Source organism: Halosimplex pelagicum (assembly GCF_013415905.1).
Lineage (GTDB): Archaea > Halobacteriota > Halobacteria > Halobacteriales > Haloarculaceae > Halosimplex > Halosimplex pelagicum.
Map to the genome: position 1 here is coordinate 1,405,126 of NZ_CP058909.1, position 19,307 is coordinate 1,424,432.

The 19,307-nt window shown below is 64.0% G+C and carries 13 protein-coding genes and 1 pseudogene; 7 read left to right on the top strand and 7 right to left on the bottom strand.

The window, feature by feature from the left end:
- The first annotated feature begins 131 nt into the window (after nucleotides 1-131).
- The 5 genes from HZS54_RS06990 to HZS54_RS07005 all read left to right on the top strand — a co-directional run bounded on the left by HZS54_RS06990 (nucleotide 132) and on the right by HZS54_RS07005 (nucleotide 5,851).
- Nucleotides 132-653 (top strand): DUF7342 family protein, encoded by a 522-nt coding sequence (locus HZS54_RS06990; RefSeq protein ID WP_179921329.1) that lies wholly within the window; start codon nucleotides 132-134, stop codon nucleotides 651-653.
- A complete protein-coding gene (locus tag HZS54_RS26775; RefSeq protein ID WP_484496840.1) occupies nucleotides 650-1,078 on the top strand; it encodes a toxin-antitoxin system TumE family protein in 429 nt (142 codons plus the stop codon). The genes HZS54_RS06990 and HZS54_RS26775 overlap by 4 nt, the downstream gene beginning before the upstream one ends.
- Before the next feature lie 129 nt (nucleotides 1,079-1,207).
- Nucleotides 1,208-1,450, top strand: a complete 243-nt coding sequence (locus HZS54_RS06995) for an AbrB/MazE/SpoVT family DNA-binding domain-containing protein (protein WP_179921331.1) — start codon at nucleotides 1,208-1,210, stop codon at nucleotides 1,448-1,450.
- Complete coding sequence (locus tag HZS54_RS07000; protein WP_179921333.1) at nucleotides 1,450-1,878, top strand: type II toxin-antitoxin system VapC family toxin; 429 nt, start codon at nucleotides 1,450-1,452, stop codon at nucleotides 1,876-1,878. The genes HZS54_RS06995 and HZS54_RS07000 overlap by 1 nt, the downstream gene beginning before the upstream one ends.
- Nucleotides 1,879-2,104: 226 nt before the next feature.
- Entirely contained in the window at nucleotides 2,105-5,851 is a 3,747-nt protein-coding gene (locus HZS54_RS07005; RefSeq protein WP_179921335.1) for an ATP-binding protein, read from the top strand.
- 42 nt (nucleotides 5,852-5,893) lie between these two features.
- Here the strand turns inward: HZS54_RS07005 and HZS54_RS26645 are convergent.
- The 5 genes and pseudogenes from HZS54_RS26645 to HZS54_RS07020 all read right to left on the bottom strand — a co-directional run.
- Nucleotides 5,894-6,126, bottom strand: a pseudogene (locus HZS54_RS26645) (hypothetical protein); the annotation flags it as partial.
- Between the two features lie 108 nt (nucleotides 6,127-6,234).
- Nucleotides 6,235-6,636 carry a hypothetical protein gene (locus HZS54_RS07010; protein WP_179921337.1) on the bottom strand — a complete coding sequence of 134 codons (402 nt, stop codon included), beginning with the start codon at nucleotides 6,634-6,636 and terminating at the stop codon, nucleotides 6,235-6,237.
- Nucleotides 6,633-6,914: an AbrB/MazE/SpoVT family DNA-binding domain-containing protein gene (locus HZS54_RS07015; protein WP_179921339.1), complete on the bottom strand. Its 282-nt coding sequence runs from the start codon at nucleotides 6,912-6,914 to the stop codon at nucleotides 6,633-6,635. Before HZS54_RS07015 ends, HZS54_RS07010 begins: the two co-directional genes overlap by 4 nt.
- Nucleotides 6,915-7,033: 119 nt before the next feature.
- Entirely contained in the window at nucleotides 7,034-7,576 is a 543-nt protein-coding gene (locus tag HZS54_RS26650) for a DUF7342 family protein (protein ID WP_425484382.1), read from the bottom strand.
- A gap of 927 nt (nucleotides 7,577-8,503) precedes the next feature.
- On the bottom strand, nucleotides 8,504-9,772 hold the full coding sequence (locus tag HZS54_RS07020) for a phage NrS-1 polymerase family protein (RefSeq protein WP_179921342.1): 1,269 nt from the start codon (nucleotides 9,770-9,772) through the stop codon (nucleotides 8,504-8,506).
- A 188-nt stretch (nucleotides 9,773-9,960) separates the two neighbouring features.
- Between HZS54_RS07020 and HZS54_RS07025 the strand changes: the two genes are divergently transcribed.
- Both HZS54_RS07025 and HZS54_RS07030 read left to right on the top strand, forming a co-directional pair.
- Nucleotides 9,961-11,400, top strand: coding sequence for an RtcB family protein (locus HZS54_RS07025; RefSeq protein WP_179921344.1), 1,440 nt, complete (start codon nucleotides 9,961-9,963; stop codon nucleotides 11,398-11,400).
- A 115-nt stretch (nucleotides 11,401-11,515) separates the two neighbouring features.
- On the top strand, nucleotides 11,516-12,193 hold the full coding sequence (locus HZS54_RS07030; protein WP_179921346.1) for a hypothetical protein: 678 nt from the start codon (nucleotides 11,516-11,518) through the stop codon (nucleotides 12,191-12,193).
- 71 nt (nucleotides 12,194-12,264) lie between these two features.
- On the opposite strand, the gene HZS54_RS07035 is transcribed toward HZS54_RS07030, so the two are convergent.
- Nucleotides 12,265-12,807: a hypothetical protein gene (locus HZS54_RS07035; RefSeq protein WP_179921348.1), complete on the bottom strand. Its 543-nt coding sequence runs from the start codon at nucleotides 12,805-12,807 to the stop codon at nucleotides 12,265-12,267.
- A 10-nt stretch (nucleotides 12,808-12,817) separates the two neighbouring features.
- Nucleotides 12,818-19,063 (bottom strand): CARDB domain-containing protein, encoded by a 6,246-nt coding sequence (locus HZS54_RS07040; RefSeq protein ID WP_179921350.1) that lies wholly within the window; start codon nucleotides 19,061-19,063, stop codon nucleotides 12,818-12,820.
- Nucleotides 19,064-19,307 lie beyond the last annotated feature (244 nt).

The following is a 19,307-nucleotide window of genomic DNA, read 5'->3' on the forward strand; positions in this document are numbered from 1 at the left end:
GCGTGCTGTCGAGTGCGGTGGGCCTGATTTAGAGCAAGGATGTTGGGGCTGTCATCGCACGTTCCCGAACTCAAATTCAAAAATATCTGCGCGCTCGAAAATTATATTGCTCACACTCTCTTAGTAATCCTATGGACAGATTCGACCCGGCGCCGACACCCGAGGATCGGCGATGGGGCGACGAGACGGACACGTTTGGACGGGTCTACGACGTGTTGGTCGGGACGACGACACTCACGTCGTCAGCCGAAATCGCTGACATCGCGGACTGTTCGCCGAATGCAGCGAAGAAGCATCTCGACCGGCTCGCCGGGATGGGGATCGCCCGTGCAGACACCGACACCCAGCCCGCACGGTACGCACGCAACGAGGCGTACTTCGAGTGGCAGGAGGCGAGTCGTATCGCCCGAGAACTCCCTATCGAAGCGATTCTCGAACGAGTGGACGAACTCGAAGCCGAACAGCAGGCGTACGAGGAACGATTCGACGCGGACGATCCGGCGACCGTCTCGGCGTTCGAAGGAGCGGACCACGAAGCGGTCCACGAGCGGATGGACGCGCTCTCTGACTGGCAGCGTGTCGTCCGCGATATTCGCCTGTACGCGCTTGCCCACCAGATCGCACGCAACGACGGGCACCTCATCCCGGCATGACGCCACCGACCGGTCCGTCGGGATCGACGGGTCCGCCTGACCGACAAACGCTCCGTCTCCTTGAGGGCCATCTTGCCGATGACCCGTTTGTCTCCCTGACGAGTTTCGAACCCGGCCCACATGACCTTCGCATACTCCGGGCCGAACTGGAGTCAAACCAATATCCCCCGTTCGTCGAGCACGCTCGGCTCGATATCAGGTGGTTCACGAGCGGCGATTTTTCGATTCAATATATCGAGACGCATACCGACGAGACCCGGTGGAAGTGCCGATGGGATCGACACCCCAATACACACAACTCGCGAATACACTTCCACCGACCACCCGACGAGAATACGGTCGAAGACCTCTCACTGCCGGCACATCCACTGGAAATCTACTCGGTTGTGTTCGAGGCCCTCGATCGACGTATCGAACGGGTCTGAGAAGACCAGTGAGTGGATCGTGAAGCCGTGCCACTGCACATACCCGATGGAGCGGTATGGGCTTCCGCTCTCCCTCCCATCACCACATGTAGAGTAACATGTTTAAATAGCGGTCGTCTACGGCCAGGTATGGCGACCGAAGAGACCGAGGAAACGAAGGTCAGCGACAGGGGAATGGTCACAATCCCCGCGAACATCCGTCGGGACCTCGACATCGGTGCGGGTGACAAACTCCGCTGGACCGTCGACGAAAGTGGGGATCTGGCAGTCGAGGTACTCCACCAGCGAGAGGGGGTCTTTGACGATTTCGAACCCGTGGACGCTGGCGAGACGAACGCCGTCGAGGTCGAAGACGAGTTCGGTGCTGAGTGATGGCGGTCGCTCTCCTCGACACGAATGTCCTGTTCGCCAGCGCCAGTGCCCGCGACGAGTACCACGACCGTGGTCGGGAAATCGTCCGGGCGGTTGACCACGGAGACCTCCCCGAGACTATCGTAACAAACTACATTGTCGCCGAGGTGTTGAACCTCACTGGCGAGAGGCTCGGGCCGGAGACGGGCAACGAGATGCTGGACCGCCTCATCGAGGGTGCCCACTTCGAAGTGGTACATGCTCCGCAGTCTGACTTCAACGCCGCGCAGGCACTCTATCGGCGGTATTCTGGACTTTCGTTTGTTGACGCGACGCTCGTCGCCTACATGCAGCGCGAGAATATCGAGTATCTCTACTCGTTTGATGATGACTTCGACGAGATTGACGATGTCACGCGTCTCGAGACGGCAACCAGTCCCTTCAACTGAATCGTTTCCGAGTATCGACATCCGACTGGTTTCTGCTCCCGATTCGAACAGTACGGTGAGCAGCTGCGGCAGAGTCGCCTGCACGAGCTAGACACCAAAGTTTCGATTTCGGAAATCGCGATTTCCGAAATTGCGATTTCTTCCCGGAAGATCTGTCGATCGGACACCGAGACTGCGGATCCCACAACCGATAGACCCATACCGGATTCACGGGTCTCTCGCCGAAATGGCGACCGACGACGAGTCACTGACGACCGAGCGCGAGTATCTCCTCGTCCGCCCGACGACGAGCGCGCTCGTTCCCGACCACGTCGGGACTGCGCTCCGCGCGCTTCACGCGACCGACGACGGGGACACGCCGACGCTCGAAATGCTACTCGCGACCGCAGGTGCCGACGACGGCGTCACGTACTGTTTCGGCGCCACCAATATCCCGACGGAGCAGTTGAAGCGCCATCTCAGACGCGCGTTTCCACAGGAATACGAACTGAACACGGTTACGACGACGGTCGCCGATTTAGTGACCGAAGGGTCTCCGAACGATCTCACTGTCGAGTCACTCGCGGACTGTCCCGTCGCCGGGATCGAGTTCCAGGCGACCGACGCGTGGTCGAGCGACTGGCAGACCAAACTCCGCCCGTTCGATTCCTTTGCGAGTGACGACCGTACGAACTGGCCGCTCTCGACGGTCATCGATGCCCTCGCGAGCGCCGAGACGCCGACCGTCTTTCAGACCCTGCTCGAACCGAAACCCGACTGGACGCCGCTGGCCGACGAGACGATCTACGACTATCACCGTCCCCAATCGTCGCTAATCGACCGATTCGTCGCCGAAATCTTCCCCGAGGAGGCCGAGTGGGAGCGCCAGTCCACGCGCGACCTGCCATCAGATCGGCGCGACCGGGTGGAGTCGATCGAAGCGGTCGACGCGAGCACATCCTTTCGCGTCAACGCCCGCGCTGTCGCGTTCGAGCCATCCCTTCGTCGGGAGCCTGTCGCAGATGGCGGATCGCGAGCGTCTCACGGGGCAGTGAACGAGAACGACCCAATCGAGGAGACGGACAGGCTCGACCTGACGTCGAAATCCGCCTCCGACTCGGAATCGTACGATCACCTGCCCGAGCGTGATCGAAAGACCGAATCCGATACAACCGGCGATCCGGAGGACACACTGAAGACTCTCAAGTCGGCGTTTTCTGACATCGGTACGGAGTTCTATCGAATCTCGACGAAGCGATACGCTCTGGCGAGCGACGGCGCTACGAGCCTGCGGGACGCGCTGGCCACGCGAACGCTCCGGGGATTCCGACTCAGCCGACGAATGGAGTTGGCTCTCGGTCTCTCGATCCCGTTCTCGACGAACACGCATCCGCAGTTCGTCGCCGACCCGACGACCGCAGGTAGCTTCTGTTTCGTCGGCGGGGCCGACCTTCCCGAGGAGGCTACCCGGGCGCTCGAAACGCGCGCCGGCGAACGAACGGGGCTCGACCTTCCTCCTGAGCGCGCCCTCGATACCTACCGAACGGAGGGCCTGGCGATCGGGGTCCCACTGACGGGCGACCGCACTCGCTCGGACGAACCGCTCGCGATCCCGCCGTCGCTGCAGCGTCTTCACATGCTCGTCGCCGGGGGCACGGGCTCGGGCAAGAGTATCTTCGGCGTCACCGGCTTGCTCCCGAACCACGCGGCGACCGAGGGCGCGACGATCGTCTTCGACCCCAAGGACGGCCAGATGGCCGACGACTACGAGCGCGCTCACTACGCCACCTACGGCACCCTCGAGAACGTCTATCGCTTCGACGCCGCGGAGGCGGTCCCCGCCGAACCGTTTTTCGACGTGACTCGCCAGCAGGAGTCGGGCGTCGCCCGCTCGCAGGCCGTCGAGGACGTTGCCGACCACACCGAGGAGTTGCTCGAAGCGATCATGGGCGAAGAGCAGTTCAACCGCGCCGTCGCCTCGCCGCTGGTCATCGAAGCGATCGTCAAGGCGATGTTCGACGCCGTCCACGGCAGCGACCAGTTCACGCTGGAGGACCTCCAGCGACGCATCGGCCGCTTCGCCGAGACCGGCCACACGCCGCCCGTCATCGACGACGGTCTTCGACAGGAACTCCAGCGCATCGCCGACACGAACGGTGACACGCTGGCGAACATCATCGACGGCGCCGCCCGCCGGATCGCAAACGCCGCCATCGACAGCCGGGTCGCCCCGCTGTTCAACTACGCACCGGACGCCGGATCTACTCCGACCGTCGAACCCTTCGACTGGCGGGCGAAACTCGACGAGGACTGCGTCATCATCGTCGATACGAGCAAGCTCCGGGCCGAGCCACAGCGCGCGCTCACCCTGGTGATCCTCTCGCAGATCTGGACGGCGCTCAAGCATCGCGAGCGCGAACGCCGCACCGACTACGCGACTACCGGCGACCCACCGCTCGTGAACGTCCACGTCGAGGAGGCGGCGACCGTCGCCGCCTCGGGTATCGTCGCCGACCTCCTGCGCGAGGGGCGTAGTTTCGGCGTCGGCGTCACGCTCTCGCTACAGTACCCCAAGCAACTCCGTCGAGCCGACGAGGCGGCCTACGACGAGGCCATCAACAACATCGGCACGGTCATCTCGGGACGGGTCGCCGACGATACGGCGCTCGCCCATCTCCTCTCGACCGACGCCACGCCGCCCGCCAACGCGTCGAATCGCCTCCGCGGGCTGGCACCGGGTGAGTGGCTGGCCACGCTCCCGACGCCGTTCGGGAGCGAGCCGCCACGCCCGCTCTTGCTCGAGTCGCTCCCGCTGCCACCCGGCCACCCCGAAGGGGACAGCCCGCTCTCGCCCGCACAGCGGGCCACGTTCGAGGCGGCCCGAACCCAACGCGCCGAGCGCTCGCGTCGACACGCGGTCTCCGTCACGCAGTCGGCGTCGGTGACCGCGTTTTCACCCTCCGACAAGCGCGAGTCCGACTTCGATCCGGATTCGACCGACCCGATCGCCACCGAGCACACGACGCTCGATACCACGCTCCCGTTCACGCGCCGCCTGCCGGCGGCTGTCGAGTTTCATCAGCCATCGCAGTCTCTCACCTGCGCGGCCTGCGGAACGCGCTACGGGCGCCGTCTGTCCGCCCTCGTCGATGCGATCGAGTGTCACGGTGACCTCGCCGATGTCGACCGGGCAAACGTTCCAACGGTGGATGCCGGCGTGACGCGCTCGCCGGCCGAGCGCTCGAAACACGACTACGCCGACGCCCAGTTTCTGTTCGTCCAGCTCGTCTACAACGCCCACCAGCGAGCGTACGACACCCGCTGGGAGTACGACATCGTCTACGACGGCATGGAGCGACTCCGAGCGTACGCTGGCCTCTCCGACGAGCAGTTCGACGAACTCGTCGTCGACGGGATCGTCGCAATCGACGGCCGCCATCCCCATACCCTGTACACGGTGACGCCGGAGGGTCGCGAACTCATCGGGGCTGCCCACCGAGAGGGTCACGCCCACGGCGACGGCGTCGGCGACCTCAGCGAGTCCAGCCTGCACGTCATGATGGTCGAGACGATGCGCCGTGGGTTCGAAGCCCGATTCGTCGACGACACCGACCACCCCGCGGCGAGCGTCGAGACGTACTACCCCGTCGAGGACGGCCGCCTCGACGTTGCGGTCCTTGACGCCGACGGCGATGTCGTGATCACGGGCGAAGCCGAACGCTCGAATCACGATACGCTTCGAGCGGTGCCCGCCGATTACGACAAGATGGCCGCCTGCGAGCCCGACCGGGCCTACTGGGTCGTCGAAGGCCGCTCGGAGGGCCACGAGGTTATCCGAGCGCTCCACAACCCCGGCAATGGAAACCCGCGCGTCGGACGAACCTACAGCGAGTCCTACGCGCTGACTCGCATCGCCTTCGACGAACCCGGCTTCTCGAACATCCTGACGATCGGATCGTTCCGGAATCGGTTCCTCGACGGCCTGGAGTGGTGAGCCGACGAGTCGACGGCCACGTAGCCTCGCTGCCGTCGATGTCTAGGAAAGATGCTCCCAGACCGTCGTCGGGTCGGTCTCGTTCAGTTCTGCGCTCGTTCGCATCTTTCGAACTTCGGTGATACAGCGCTTGGCAACCAGTGGGTACACGTCGGCCGGGATTAACGAAACGTCAAGGCCATCAACTCCAGCCAGTTCTCGGCCCACATGTCTTCGACGACGCGAGGATACAGATCATCGTTCGGGTGGAGCCCGAACTCGCGACCTTCTTCGACCTTGTCGTAGTCTGTTTGGAAATCCCGACCTTGAGTTGATAGAACCGAAGACAGTCGAGTATTGGACCGTCGACTGGTTTCATGGGGTCAGAGGTAACTGGGGCAGTTTCAGCGCCAGACCGTACTTTCGCTCGCGAACTCCCCGTCTTTCGTGACAATTGCCTCAGTACCCCGGACACGATGATTGGCGATCAGCAGTGCATCGTGTAGCGTGTGATGGTCAATGAGGCTTCCGTACACCGCAAGGTCCTGTTCGTCGGTCGGGGCGACCTGTACCGGCCCGTCGTTCACCAATCCGCGTAACACCGCGTTCGGCGTTGTCTCGGCTTCAATACCCGCAATCTTTCCTTTGTTGACCGCCGTCCAGATGGCCTCGCTGACTGCCACCGTCGGCGCCTCGATCACGTCAACGCCCTGCTCGGCCCGTTCGAAAATCTCGTCTGCAGTCGCCGGGAGCCGATCGACTAGGTATCGCGCCATTGCCACACCATCGACAGTGTATCGGGTCATTCCGGTGTCCACGCTGTCCGACGTTTCTCTCGAATCGTGGCTTCCATCTCTTCGGCCATCTCCTCACGCTTTTCTTCGGAAATGTCGTCGTCGACGAGCATTCCACGGCCGGCCGAGTGCGTTGCTTTCCTGACTCGAATGCCATCCTCGGCCTTTTGCCAGAGCAGTTCGTCTCCCTCTTCGAGGCCAAACTCGTCGCGGAGTTCCTTCGGGATCGTGACCTGCCCCTTCCGAGTGATGCGGGTTGTCTCACCCTCGCTGTCGTTCTCAGTACTCATAGAAAGTACTACGTGTTGTAGTACCTAAGTGGTTGTGGAGTGCGCCGTTCCCAACGGTAGCCGTCGGGTTTCTCCCACGGTTCAAACTGTGCGGGCTTCCTCCTCGTCTCTCTGTGACTTCATGCTCGTCGCCAGTGAGCGCCACGACGGACTCTTCGGGAACGTCTGTACCCAACTGCGGTCGGGGTTTCTCCGCGTTCACGTAGAGGAAGATATTGACCGGATACCTGTTCCGTCTCGTTCGTACTCGCGAGTTGCTGGCGAGCACACTCGTGATAGCGCCGCTCCCGCAGTGCGGTCGCCCAGTCGCCGAGGTCGCTGTACACGTCGTCGATGTTCCGCTGCTCATCCTCCTCCGCAGCGATAATGGCGTCGATATCGGCGGGGGCTGCAGCATCGTACCGCTGTTCGTATGTCTGTATTCGCTCGGTCAGGGTCCGAACCTCCGATTGGAGTTCCTCACGCGAATACTCCGATGCGAGTCTACTGATCCGACGCCATTCGAAGCAGGAATCGTCTCGCTCGTGGGCGCGACCCTCCCTACTTGACGAACAATCGTCGATGCGCCGGGGTGAGATGTTGAATGCAGTAGAAATTGGGGTTGGGGATCGGGGAATCGTCTCGGAACAGACGGCGATTCCAGCGGAGAACTGGCCGGAGATTCGGGACGCACTCTATCGTCTGTTACACATCGTCGACTCGGAGATGGATATCCGTCTCAGAACGCTTCTCCACTTCCGTTCCGGCCGAACCGGTCGTTCGGAGAAGGGTACAAGCCCGATTTCGGCCGCAAGGTGTGTTCTCTGTGGGAATGTACCGGTGTCGGGATGCGCTGGCGCTCCCTCGGGCGGACGACTCGACTGAACGACGCCCGATCACCCGTGATATCGAGGTGGTTACCCGATCAAGCGTCCTTCTTGAGGAGCCGATGATTCAGTCGAAGAACGCTTTTCGACAGTGAAATCGACCGAGTACCCGGGGATTTCTACATCCATTCCTCGACGAAAGGCAACCATCGGTGTCGAACGTGCTGGTTGTCCTCCTCACCTACCGTGGTCGCTCCACCGGGTGACGCTCTCTGCCGTCGATTCCAGCGGAGTTCCCGTTCGCTCCGAGCGCACTCACGATGTATCGAATCGCTCTATCTGACGACACAGACGCCTCTGTACCGGTGAATTCAGCTCTTTCTCCTGCTCGTGAGATCTCGCTTGAACCGCACCCCACCCGGATTCTCCGCAGCAATCGCCATAGGAGAGTGAATTCGCTCGCTCTCCCCGTCGCCATCTCGACGCCGCTTGCCCCGATTCCAGCGACCCCCAGTACACCCCTCGAAACACAGTATATTGCGGGAATTGTGCTGCCCGTCCTGCCGATTAGTGGAGTCCCACTACTCGGGAGTGCCGGATTCACTGGGAAGAACGATTCTCTCCGCCGTGTACCCGATGCACTCTCACCGAATCGGCTGATCGCACGCCGTGTCTCGGAACTCGGCTACGCTACGACGGTCTCGAAAACCCCGGCGATAACGCACCTCTGTTTCGGGTGGAACGGGACCGAATCGTTCCTCGCTGCCACCACGACGGCTCCGGTCACGCCCCCTTCCGCGAGACGAACTGTCGGAGTCTCGTGAGAAGTGAGCCGGACTCGACGGCCGGTTCTTCTCGACCGGATTCCGCCTCGGACCTGACGGTCTCGAGCTCGGCGGTGAGTCGTTGGTTCCGCGCTTCGAGGCGTTCGACCTGCGCCTGCAGGTCGGCGATAAGGCCGAGGTGTCGCTCCTGTCGGGTGCCCAGTTCGTCCCGCTGCTGTCGAAGGGTGACTGTCTCGGCCGTGACCTGGTCCGATTCGTCCGCGGTCGACCGCTCGTCGTCCGTCGCTGTGTTTGTCGTCTCGGCCTGGGTCGGTTCGTAGAACTCGGTCGTCCCTGCGAGGACACGCTCGATCGTCTTCTCACCGTAGGTGCTCCCGTCGGCGAAGTGGCGCTCGTCCCACTTCTCGCGCATCAGCCCGGAGTCGCGAAAGAGTCGGTCGATCTGCACCCGGTCACCTCCGGTCCAGAACGCCAGCAGCGCACACAGGCCCATGTCCGCCTCCGAGTGACTGTCGTAGCCCGTCGTCCGCCCGCGCCAGAGCCGTTCGAACTTCTCCCCGTTCGCCGCGGCGTGGGCTCTGTCAACGATCTCCTCGTCGGACAGCCCTTCTGCATCGTCGTCTTCCCCCCTCCCGCCCGTCTCAGCGGCGTCGACCGCGTCCGTTGGCTTCCCGCCTTTCCTCGTATCCGTCTCGGCGTCGTCCTCGCCGTTAGCTGAATCCTGTTCACCGGCAACGAACTCCGAATGAACGGATCCGAGGGCGGGGGTGCGGCTCTCGACCGTCGCCGGCGTGCCGTCGAGGTGGTCGCCGGTGACTGTGAAGAAGCGGGCGTCGTCGTACATCTCCACCCAGTCTTTCCGGTTGCGATCACCGGGTAGATTGCCAAGTGCAAGCACGTGAACGCCGGTCCCCGAGGGGCTCACTTCCGTGTAGGAGGCGAGGCGCTCGACGATCCCCATCGCTTCGTCGGTCAACGTCCCGGTTTCCGGGACGCGACACGTGTCGAGGTCGACTCCGACCAGCGGGTCGTCCTCGGTGAAGACGAATCCGAGCCCTTCGGCGGCTCCGTCGGTGGCGTACTCGCGTGCGGTCTCGAACGGCGCCCACGAGTCGGGGTTCGTCGCCGACCCGAACGACCCGGTGTGTGGATTGATCGGGACCTTCGTCTCTTTGCCGCCGCGCTCCTGAACTCGCCAGCAGACCCACTGCTCGCGTTCCGTCAGTTCCTCCGGCAAGATATCCGCCGTCGGCGCATCCGTGTCCATGTGGTTCTTGGTCTACTCACCTCGGCGACCGATATGACGATTCGCTTCTCACCTTGGGATCGTGTCATCTCAACGGCCGTTATCCTCGATCTAGGATGAGTGACTGTCGATCCCTTCATATTGTTTACACTCTCTCACACGGCGCCGGAAGGCTTACTCGTCGTACGGGTGGAATCTTAGCCAGTTCGATGACGATAGAGCTGGATGGCGAGCACACGACCGCTCGCGTGCTGGTCGAAGACGAATCGCTCGTCGAGGACAACTGCCTGGCGCAGATCCAGGAACTGGTCGACCACCCGGCGTTCACCGAGCCCGTCCGCGTGATGCCCGACACCCACTGGGGCGCCGGCGCGCCCATCGGGTTCACGATGCCGCTCCCCGACCGGGTCGTCCCGAACATCGTCGGCGTCGACGTGGGCTGTGGCATGGCATTGACGAACCTCGGCGAGGAACTCCCGCTGTCCGACGCCGAACGCGAGCAGCGGGTCCGCGAGGCAGTCCCGATGGGGCGGTCGGTCCACGACTACGACGACTCGGTTCACCTCGTCGACGAGTTTCCCTTCGAGCGGGCAAACGAGGTATTCGAGTCGTTCGACGCAGCCGTCCGCGAGCGCTTCGACCGGCCGGTCGACCCCGTCGAGTTCGACTTCGACGGCTACGACGGCGAGTACTTCAAATCGCTGTGCGACCGCGTGCTGACCGGTCGCGCGGGGATGGGCCACGTCATCCGGAGCGCGGGCAGTCTTGGAGGGGGTAACCACTTCGTCGAATTTGCCCGCGCTCGCGAGTCGGGCGAGTACTGGCTGGTCATACACAGCGGGTCGCGCTACCTCGGCAAGGCCGTCGCCGAGTTCTGGCAGGCCCGCGCCACCGAACAGCGCGATGCCGAGGCCATCCGCTCGTCGATCCCCGAGGAGTACGCCGAGTACGTGAAGTTCGACCCCGACTCGGTCTCCGACGACGACCTCCAGGCGTGGGTGACGGGCGGCATGGGCGAGTCCCACCTCCGCAAGGACCGCATCCGCGCGGAGTTCGCTGAGGACCGCATCGACGAGGTGTTCGAAGCGCTCGCCAAGCCCGGCGACGGCGACCGCAACGAGGCGCTCGACTGGCTGGAGGGTCGCGAGGCCGACGGCTACTACGTCGACATGCTGTTCGCCCAGCAGTACGCCCGCTGGAACCGCGAGCTGATGAGCGACGCTATCTGCGAGGCGCTCGGCGTCGACCCGGTCGAGCGCTTCCAGGCGATCCACAACTACGTGGACTTCCGCGACCTGACGATCCGGAAGGGCGCGACGCCCGCTCGCGAGGGCCAGCGGCTCGTGATCCCGTTCAACATGGCGGAGGGGTCGCTGCTCGCCCGCGGGAAGGGCAACGAGGCCTACTACCGCACGGCACCCCACGGCGCCGGTCGCGCGATGGGTCGACGCGAGGCCCACGAGGAACTCTCGCTCGATGCCTTCGAGACGGCGATGGACGGCGTCTACTCCGAATCCGTCGTCGACGACACCCTCGACGAGGCGCCGATGGCCTACAAGTCGGCCGAAGCGATCGCGGAAGCCGTCGAGCCGACCGCCGAGGTCGTCGACTGGCTGGAGCCCGTTCACAACCTGAAGGCGCTGGAGTGACGACCACAGGGTTCGAGTTCTGTCGAGAGCCATCGATCGGTCGAGATACCGGCCAGCGTTCGGCTCTACGGTTGCACAGATTTATTGGGTATGCTGACCCGACAGGAAAACGGGTATGAAACGGGTGGTCGCGTGTGTTCTCGTCGTGGCACTGATTGCGACGGCGGGGTGTAGCGGCATTCAGGGCATATTCGAGTCGGATCAGGGCACTGCCACAGAAGCGCCGCCGTCCGCGACCGTCGCCGGCGGGGAGACGGAAGCCGGTGGCGGGCCGAACGCCGACGGGTCGGACGCCGGTTCCGGGTCGGGGCCGTACACGGTCGACGGGACGGACACCGAGGAGATCGTGATCAGACTCTCCGATCTCGGCATGGAGTACAACTTCACCGGCGGCTCCAGCCGGCTCGCGTCGGCCGACGACGCGGCGCTCCGGACCCAGCAGATCCGCAAGCAGAACAGGCGGACGTTCGTCCTCGAGAACCGGAGTCGGGTCGGCGAGCAGCCGGTCGCGCTCGTGTCGGTCGCCATCATCTACGAGTCGTCGTCTGCCGCCGAGACCGCGCTGCAGGACCACCTCGGGTCGTTCGACGGGGCCAACACCTCCCGCGTCAACGTCGCGGGCTTCGAGGGGTGGCAGACGCGGTTCACGACCGACGACGAGCTCCGGAACGTCGCCGTCTTCGGACGCGACGCAAATCTGGTCTACTACACCGTGACCGCCGGCACGAGTCGGCGCCATCCGGGCTTCTCGCAGGAACTATTCGCCGAGATGGCGCTAGATGTGGGCAAGTAATTCAGTATGATACCGGTTGAAGACTCAGTCTGACGATTTCTGGCCTGAGGGTAGGATCGACTACGTGGTTGCTAAGGTTCGAGATAGCCGACGATATCTAATCGGCTCGATCGGACCCTAATTACCGAGTTTACAGCGATCGTCTGATCGATATCGGACATATCTACCAACATATTGCCATCTTCGATAGAGATCACGGCCGCACTTGAATTCGAGTACGATGAGGGATCTATCTTACTCCCTACTTCGCCTTCGTCGTGACCATCTAGAAGGGACACGTCTGCTACTACCTCCGAGAGATCGTTGACGACACGATCAACACGGCCAGAAATCCAGTGATTTTCCCAGCCTGTCGGATTCTCAGTAGACGGTTCGATCCCAGCCGAGGATCGCTTGTCTGATTCGATCTCGATCTCCATCGTCGCTCTCAGCATGGCCGCTGCTTCATCGCCTTCCATCCAGTCCGGCGTAGCTAGCTTCAATGAGCCCGTCTCCGATTTCTTGTACCCATCGAACGCTCCGAAGTGCGTGCCTCTTGTCGAGAACACAACCCGCCGGTTGCCGTTCTTCGGACCGACGGTTTTGACGTGCAGTTTCAGCGGCTCGAAGCTCATTGTCGTGCTTTCACATCTCCTGTGGATATATGGTCTGGATAAATCCGTTCGAACCTACGTAGACAGTGACCGGTTTCTTGTCGCTCTCGATTTTAGTTTTGAAGACCGCTTTCCCATTGTCGGTCGTCAGCACTTCGTCCGGGTTCTTGATCGTGTCTCGGATGATGTTCTGAACGTCTTCATCCGTTTCGACGGAGTCGTATTTGTTCTTTAGATCGCTACTGTGTTTATCTGCGATGTGCTTCCACCCGGTGCCGTCGTCTCCGGGAACTCCCTTTTGCAGCCATACAACATCGTTATCCAGACCCGGCACGTCCCCCTCCTTTTGAAGCACCCACTTCGTTTCACTGAGGTCCCCGTTGTTCTCGACGATATCAAGCAGGTCCTCTCCCTCGATCGCGTCGTCAGTATACGGATCTGCCTCTTTCCTCTCTAACATCTCGAGCATTCGCTCGAAATCCGACTGTTTCATCTCGTCGTTGTTCAAAAACCTGATCGTGCGAGTCAGGTCGTCCTGATTGAGATCTCCCTTCTCGAAGCGAGTGCTGATCCGCTGGATGTGGTCCGAATTGAATTCACCGCTCTCGTATTTCCGTACAACGTGCTCACCGGTCTGCCGGTCGACACGGTTCAGCAATCTCGCACCACTATCACCGGTATCTGAGAGATACGTACTGACATCGGCGTCGAGTTCGAGGAGGTTCCGGAGTGCATCATCGTTGGACTCGCCGAGCTCACCGACGAGTTTCAGCCCGGCGCCGTCGGTCTCCTCGATTAGCTCCGTCGCATCCTGTTTGTACGGGTCATCCAGACCGTCGATCTCTCGGATGGCCGCGACCATCGTCTCTGAATCGACATCGCCGTTCCCGTACTGCCGGATGATATCCGAGTCTAAATCGCCGTCTTCGTACTTTCGGAGGATCTCCGTACCGGTCTGCTCGTCGACCTGATCGAGCAATTTCCCGCCGGAGTCACCGGTTTCGGAGAGATACGTACCCACATCGACATCGGACTTACTGGTGTACGTTCGGACCTTCCCCTTGATCTTCCCGCGAACGTCCGGACTGACCTTGCTCAGAGCGCCGGTGAACTTGTTCAGATTGAGCTTCGTCAGCCCCTTCGAGACCTTCGAGCCCTTGGCGAGCTTCGAGATGGGGATGACGTACAGAGAGATCGCCATGCTGCGGTAGCCCGAGTCGTAGCCGTTCTGGAACCACCGCTCCAGCTCCGGCTCGTTGTAGGGGTTCATCGAGCGGCGGTCCCCGGCAGGAACGCCCCAGGCGTCCTCCTTGATGCCCTCGACGGTCGCCTCGCCGAGCTCGGCTCCGGTCCCGATCGGTTCGTCGAGGAACGCGTTGCCCAGCCGCACCAGCGCGTCGACCGTCTGCATCGGATCGACTTCGAGGAGATCGGCCAGCGACTCGCCCTCTTCGACCAGTTTCTCGGCGACGCCGTACTTGAAGCCGCTCGTGAACGCGTAGCCCTCGGTGTGCGCGCCCGGGAAGTTGTACTCGACGCCAGTGTTCCCGAGGAGGAGTCCGGTGACCAGCTCTTCGGGGATCGAGTTGACGCCGGCCGTGACGTAGTCCTGGTCCTCCAGCTCCGACTTGGTCTGGGGGAGCACGATGTGTCGGTCAGTGTCGTCTAGCTCGAAGGTGATCTCGTGCTGCCAGAGCATCGTCTCCCGCGCGTCGCTCTCGTAGACGGTCGCCACGTAGTGATCGGGCTGGATCCGGTCGAACGAGTACATCCCGTCGTCGCCGGTGGTCGCGGTCCGCCCGTCGATCTCGACGACGACGTCCTCGACCGGCTCGCCGCCGTCCGCCTGGACCTGCCCCTCCACCTGTAGCAGTTCGGGCACGTCGACGGCGACGGTGGTCTCCGCTCCGCTGTCGACTTCGCGCCGGAAGCGCTGGTCGAACGCGCCGTCCGCGGACTCGACGCCAAGGAAGTGCTCACCGGCGGGGACCCCTTCGAAGGTCGCTCGTCCGTCGGGGCCGACCCGCTTCTCGCGGGCCTCGTTGTCGACCCACACTCGCGCCGTGTAGCCGTCCGCCCGCGACAGGTCCTCCTCGTCGACGGTGACGACGACGGTTCCTCCGTCGACGGGCGTCGCGGTCGGCGACGCCACCTCGAGCGGGCGCGTGGCGCGGTTGTCCGTCTCGTCGGACTCATCGATCTCGTCGGTGGGGTCGACGGTCGCGCTCGCGGTCTCGGCGTCGGCCGTCGCCGTCCACTCGAACGTGTAGGTCTCCGAATCGCCGCCCGAGAGTTCGCCCGTCTCGCGGAAGGTCTCGTCGCCGACCGCGAGTTCGAGTTCCGCTCGGTCGGCGTCGCGTTCGCCGGTGTTTCGAACGTCGACGGCTAGCTCGACGCTGTCGCCCTCGCGGATCTCGCTGGGCGCGTCGAGCCCCGTGACGACCAGGTTCGGCCGCTCGCGCTCGCCGTAGCGTGCGACCAGGTCGTAGTCGCGGTCGATGTCCTCGATGGCGAGTTCGCGCTCGTCTTCGTAGAACTCGCCGTCGGCGGTGTACCAGCCCTCGAATCGGTAGCCGTCGGGGGCCGCGGGCGCGGAGACCGTTACGTCTTCGCCCGCGTCGTACTCGCCGGCGCCGTCGAGCCCGACCGAGACCGGCTCGGAGTCCAGACGAACGGCGTAGGTGACCGCCCCGAGGGTCACGTCCTCGGTCGCCGTCTCGTCGGCGGTAACCGTGACTCGTCGCTCCGCCGAGTCGTACCCGTCGGCCGTGACCTCTAGCCGCCGATCGCCGACGGCGACTTCGGTGAACGCGTACTCGCCGTCCCAGTTCGTGCGGACCGTCGTCTCGTCGCCCAACGTCACCTTGGCGCCCTCGACGGGGTCGCCCTCGGCGTCGGTGACCGTCCCCTCGATCCGCCCGACCGCCTCCGAGACGACGACTCGGTCGGTCCGTCGGTTGTCGGACTCGTCGGCCTCGTCGACCTCGTCGGTCACGTCGACCTCGACGGCGAGTTCGTGGGCGCCCGCGTCGAGCGTTCCGACATCGATCCAGTCGGTAGTCGCCGTCTCGCCCGGTTCCAGCTCCCGGACGGTCGTGGCGTCGGTGCCGTCGCCGTCGACGCTGAGGACGGTGCGGCTCTCGGCGGCCGGGGCGGTCCCGTCGTTGACGACGGTGTAGCGGACGTCGACCCGTTCCTCGCCGGTCGGGTCGGCGGGTCGGATCTCGATGTCCTCGACGGTCAGGTCGGGCCGTCCGGCCCGCTCGTACACGGCGGTGAGGCGATAGTCGCGGTCGACGCTGCCCAGTTCGTAGGTCGACTCGTCGCTGACCTGCAGACCGTCGGCGTCCTCCCAGTGGCTGAACTCGTGGCCGTCCCGCCGTTCCGGCGCGGAGACGGACGCTTCCTCGCCTTCGGTGTAGGTGCCGCCCCCGTCGAGCGGGACGGCGACCGGCTCCGAATCGAGGTCAACCGTGTACTCGGCGGGACGGTCGACGCGGACCGTCTCCGTGCGTTCGTTGTTGTTCTCGTTCGATTCGTCAACGACGTCGCTGGCGTCGACGGTCGCGTCGGCCTCGTGCGTCCCCGAGACGGCCTCCCAACCGCGGAACTCGACGGTCGCGGTCTCGCCCGGACCGAGGTCGATGTCCGGCTGTCTAAGCAGGTCGTCGTCGACGAACAGTTCGAGGTCGAACCCAGTCGCTCGGGCGTCACCGCGGTTCTCGATCTCGACCGCGTAGGTGACCGAGTCGCCGTCGGTCGGCTCGGTGGGTCGCCACGCGATGTCGGTGATCGTCAGGTCCGGCTCCCCGTCGCGCTCGTACTGGGCGACTAGGTCGTGGTCGGTGGTCAGGTAGTCCAGGGTGAAACTGGCCGTCTCGCGCACGCGCTCGCCGTCCCGGGTCTCCCAGTGGCTGAACTCGTAGTCGCCGCTCGTTCGGGGGACGCTGACGTCGACCGCGCTGCCGCAGTCGTGGACACCCTCTCCGCGGGTGTCGACGTCGACCGGTTCGGCGTCCAGCCGGACGGTGTATGACTGCGGGTCCAGCCGGAAGTCCTCGGTCAGCGAGTCGCTGCCGCCGACGGTGACCGTCCTCGTGGGGTCGTTGTAGCAGGCGCCCGCGACGACCTCCAGCTCGTACTCGCCGGCGTCGACGCCGGTGAACGAGTAGTCGCCCTGTGAGTCCGTTCGGGTCTCGGTTCGGGCGTCTAGATACACCCGCGCGCCGGCGATGGGCTCGCCGTCGTCGTCGGTCACGCGACCGGAGACGCTCCCCGCGGTCGCGTCGATCGAGAGCGTCTCGGCGTGTCGGTTGTCGGTCTCGCTGGTCTCGTCGATCCGGTCGTCGGGGTCGACGACGGCGGCGATGTCGTGGGACCCGGAGTCGAACGACTCGTCACCCATCCAGCCGGTCCGGACGGTGTCGCCGGCGCCGACGCTCACCGTAGCGGGGAAGTCGACGGCGCTCCCGTCGGCGGTGATCCGGACCTGCGCGTCGTCGACCGACGCGTCACCCGTGTTCCGGACGGTGGCCCGGAACTCGACCGGTTCGTCGGCGCCGGGATCCGAGGGGCGCCACTCGACGTCGGTCACTCGCAGGTTCGGCTGCGAGTCGGATACCGAGAAGTCGACGGTCTCCGTGTTGTCGGACTCGTCGCGCTCGTCGACGCTGTCGTGGAAGTCGACCTCGGCGCTCGCGCTATCGACGCCGGGCGTCGCCGTCCACGCGCCGAGCGAGACCGTCCGCGCGTTGCCGGCAGCGAGGTCGAGGTTCGTCTCGCTGAACGTCTCCCCGGCCACGTCGAGGCGGACGCCGAAGTCCCCGGCGTCGGCCTCGCCGACGTTCTCGATCCGCACGTCGAAGTCTACGCGGTCGCCGTCCTCGGGCGTCGATGGATCGGGACGGACGCTCGTGACGACGAGGTTCGGCTTCCGGTCGACGACGGAGATCGATTCGACCGCGCGGTTGTTCGTCTCGTCCTCTTCGTCGATCCGGTCGTTGTAGTCGATCTCGGCTTCGATCTCGTCGACGCCCTCCTCGGCGCGCCAGTCGAACTCGACGTCGACGGCGTCACCGGGATCGAGATAGATGTCGTCGTGGCGGAACATGGTGCCACCGGCAGTGACCTCGAGGTCGGCCCCGTTGGCGCGCGATTGGCCGGTGTTGGCCACCTCCGCCGTAATGGTCGCCGACTCGCCTTCGTCGGGGTTCGACGGCGAGACCTCGAGGTCCTCGAGTTCGAGGTCCGGCTCGCCGGGTTCCGCGTAGACCGCGGTGAGGTCGCGGTCGGTGTTGACGGTGATCGTCTCGACGGCGTCCGTACTGAACGTCTCGCCCTCGGCCTGCCACTCCTGGAACTCGTAGCCGTCGACGGTCTCGGGGGCCTCGATGGTCGTCTCCTCGAGACAGCCGAACGTGCCGCCGCCGGAGAGGTACGCGTCGACCGGCTCCGAGTCGAGTCGCACGTCGTACGTGACCCTGTTCAGCGTGAAGTCGGCGAACGCCGTGTCGCCCTCAGTGACGCTGACGCGTCTGCTCTCGCCGTCGTACTCACAGCCCGCCTGGATCTCCACGTCGTACTCGCCGGTCGGCACTTCGGAGAACGTGTACTCACCGTTCTCGTCCGTTCGGGTGCCGCTGATCTCGGGGTGGGAGAAGTACACCCGTGCGCCCGTGACGGGCTGGCCGTCCTCGCCGAGGACCTGCCCGCGAACGGTCCCGTAGCTCCCCTCGACGGACACCGACATCGACCGCTCGTTGTTCCGCTCGTCGGTCTCCGTTTTGTGGTCGTCGGGGTCGACCTCCACCGTCACCGTGTGCGTCCCCGGTTCGAACTCGTGGTGGCCCGTACACGCCGCGGGCTCCGACTCCCCGGGGCCGACGGTCTGGGTCACGAACGTCGCGACGTGCTCGCCGTCGACGTAACCAAGCACCTCCACGGACTCCGCGGTCTCGGACCCGTCGTTGTGGATCGTGGTGCAGATATCAGTCACTTCGCCCGCGTCCGGATTCGACGGATTGAGACTCACCGACTCGACCGTGAGGTCGATGTCTCTCGACGACTCGGTGTCGTCGACGAGTCCGGCGGCCAGACCCGTCAGCGTGTGGCTCAGCGGTTCGACGACCGACTGGACGGCACCTGGCTGTCCCTCGCGGTCCGCACCGCCCGATTCGATGTCCGCCGACGGCGACAGAGCGGACGCTTGCGCGGTCGTCGCGACCGGACTCAACACGATCAGAAGCGTGGCAAACGCTGCGAATGCCCTCGAACCCATCTACCCCACCAAGGTACTATTCGATACGCATCCGCACTATTAAACGATCGGATGGATGACTATATGGCCGCAAACGGGCCAGTATTTCTGACTGTTCTGCACGAATGTCCGGAACCGCTCCGGTGTGAGGGAGCGGTGGTCCGTCTATGCCTTCCAGCGGTGACCCGAACGGGGACGATCGGACCGCTCTCGATAGCGCTACCGAGCGCTACGTTCGGGGACGGCCCCCTCCTAGTAACGTTCA

Coding starts and splice junctions, on each gene's coding strand:
- HZS54_RS07010 (WP_179921337.1), bottom strand. CDS start 6,636: ATGACCCGATACACTGTCGATGGTGTGGCAATGGCGCGATACCTAGTC.
- HZS54_RS06990 (WP_179921329.1), top strand. CDS start 132: ATGGACAGATTCGACCCGGCGCCGACACCCGAGGATCGGCGATGGGGC.
- HZS54_RS07040 (WP_179921350.1), bottom strand. CDS start 19,063: ATGGGTTCGAGGGCATTCGCAGCGTTTGCCACGCTTCTGATCGTGTTG.
- HZS54_RS07000 (WP_179921333.1), top strand. CDS start 1,450: ATGGCGGTCGCTCTCCTCGACACGAATGTCCTGTTCGCCAGCGCCAGT.
- HZS54_RS07015 (WP_179921339.1), bottom strand. CDS start 6,914: ATGAGTACTGAGAACGACAGCGAGGGTGAGACAACCCGCATCACTCGG.
- HZS54_RS07030 (WP_179921346.1), top strand. CDS start 11,516: ATGAAACGGGTGGTCGCGTGTGTTCTCGTCGTGGCACTGATTGCGACG.
- HZS54_RS26775 (WP_484496840.1), top strand. CDS start 650: ATGACGCCACCGACCGGTCCGTCGGGATCGACGGGTCCGCCTGACCGA.
- HZS54_RS07020 (WP_179921342.1), bottom strand. CDS start 9,772: ATGGACACGGATGCGCCGACGGCGGATATCTTGCCGGAGGAACTGACG.
- HZS54_RS07005 (WP_179921335.1), top strand. CDS start 2,105: ATGGCGACCGACGACGAGTCACTGACGACCGAGCGCGAGTATCTCCTC.
- HZS54_RS07025 (WP_179921344.1), top strand. CDS start 9,961: ATGACGATAGAGCTGGATGGCGAGCACACGACCGCTCGCGTGCTGGTC.
- HZS54_RS06995 (WP_179921331.1), top strand. CDS start 1,208: ATGGCGACCGAAGAGACCGAGGAAACGAAGGTCAGCGACAGGGGAATG.
- HZS54_RS07035 (WP_179921348.1), bottom strand. CDS start 12,807: ATGAGCTTCGAGCCGCTGAAACTGCACGTCAAAACCGTCGGTCCGAAG.